The organism is Salegentibacter sp. (assembly GCF_041642575.1).
Taxonomy (GTDB): domain Bacteria; phylum Bacteroidota; class Bacteroidia; order Flavobacteriales; family Flavobacteriaceae; genus Salegentibacter.
This window is the reverse complement of sequence record NZ_JBEPWD010000049.1, coordinates 14,575-16,308: the sequence shown is the minus strand read 5'-3', so window position 1 is coordinate 16,308 and position 1,734 is coordinate 14,575. Positions and strand designations below refer to the sequence as shown.

Here is a 1,734-nt window from a genome sequence, read left to right as displayed (position 1 = left end):
CGATCACTCCGGGAATCCAACCCAGTAAAGTTAATAACAATACGATAAGGATAGAGCCACAGCCGCGATCATACACGGCAAGGGGCGGAAACAAAATAGAAAGTATAACTCTCCAAACACTCATAATACTCAAATTTAAAGCGATTCTTGTTGCAAAGATAAGATTAAAAATTCGGCCTGCACCTCCATTGGTTGGTAGCCTGATAGTCACTATATTTGCATCCGCCTTGCAGAAAAGCAGGTTTTTAATTTTCAAACTATTATCATGCACCTATCTGAACAGGAAATTATACGCCGCGAAAAGCTCGCTGCACTTCGAAAAGAAGGCATCAATCCCTATCCCGCCGATCTTTTTCCGGTAGATCATACCACCAAACAGGTGAAATCCAACTTTGAAGAGGGGAAAAAAGTAGTGATGGCCGGTAGGCTTATGTCTCGTCGAATTCAGGGTAAAGCTTCTTTTGCTGAGCTTCAGGATTCTGAAGGAAGGCTTCAGATCTATTTTAATCGTGATGAAATCTGCACAGGCGAGAATAAAGATAAATACAATAATTTCTACAAAAAATTACTTGATATAGGTGATTTTATCGGCATTGAAGGGGAGCTCTTTAAAACCCAGGTTGGTGAAATGACGGTAATGGTGAAGGATTTTACCTTACTAAGCAAATCCCTGCGCCCGCTTCCCCTGCCAAAAACAGATAAAGAAGGAAACACCCATGATGGCTTTAACGATCCTGAGCATCGATACCGCCAGCGTTATGCCGATCTCGCTGTAAATCCGCATGTGAAAAACATCTTTGTAAAGCGTACGAAGCTTTTTAACGCTATGCGAAATTTCTTCAACGAGAAAGGTTATTTCGAGGTTGAAACTCCCATTCTGCAATCCATCCCGGGAGGAGCAGCTGCAAGACCTTTTATCACACATCACAATGCGCTGGATATTCCGCTTTACCTGAGAATTGCCAATGAATTATACCTGAAGAGACTTATCGTAGGTGGTTTTGACGGGGTGTATGAGTTCTCTAAAAACTTCAGAAATGAAGGTATGGACCGCACCCACAATCCTGAATTTACCGCGATGGAAATCTATGTAGCCTATAAAGACTACAACTGGATGATGGAATTTACCGAAAACCTCCTGGAACACTGCGCCCTGCAGGTTAACGGGACTACCGAAGCAGTTTTTGGCGAATATGAAATAGATTTTAAAGCGCCCTATAAGCGTGTCACCATGACCGATTCTATTAAAGAATTTACAGGTTTTGACATCACCGGAAAATCTGAAGCTGAGATAAGAAAGGCTGCTGAAGACATGGGCATCGAGGTTGATGAAACCATGGGGAAAGGAAAGCTCATCGATGAGATCTTTGGAGAAAAATGTGAAGGGAAATATATCCAACCCACATTTATCACCGATTACCCAAAGGAAATGAGTCCGCTTTGCAAGGAGCACCGCGAAAATCCAGAGCTTACCGAACGTTTTGAACTTATGGTTTGTGGGAAGGAAATCGCCAATGCTTATTCTGAATTAAACGATCCTATAGACCAGCGGGAACGTTTTGAAGAGCAGCTTAAACTTGCCAAAAAAGGGGACGATGAGGCTACCGAGTTTATAGACCAAGATTTCCTAAGAGCTTTGGAATATGGAATGCCACCGACTTCCGGATTGGGAATTGGAATGGACAGATTGATCATGTTCTTAACGAATAACCGCTCTATTCAGGAAGTGTTATT

At 42.4% G+C, this 1,734-nt stretch carries 2 protein-coding genes; one reads left to right on the top strand and one right to left on the bottom strand.

The annotated features are described in order from the left end of the window. The coding region (locus ACESK1_RS08765; protein ID WP_372919810.1) for a YqaE/Pmp3 family membrane protein at positions 1–124 on the bottom strand (124 nt) is incomplete at its 3' end. Positions 125–265: 141 nt separating this feature from the next. On the opposite strand from ACESK1_RS08765, the gene lysS reads away from it, so the two are divergent. After that, on the top strand, positions 266–1,734 hold a 1,469-nt coding region (lysS, locus tag ACESK1_RS08760; protein WP_372919809.1), incomplete at its 3' end, for a lysine--tRNA ligase.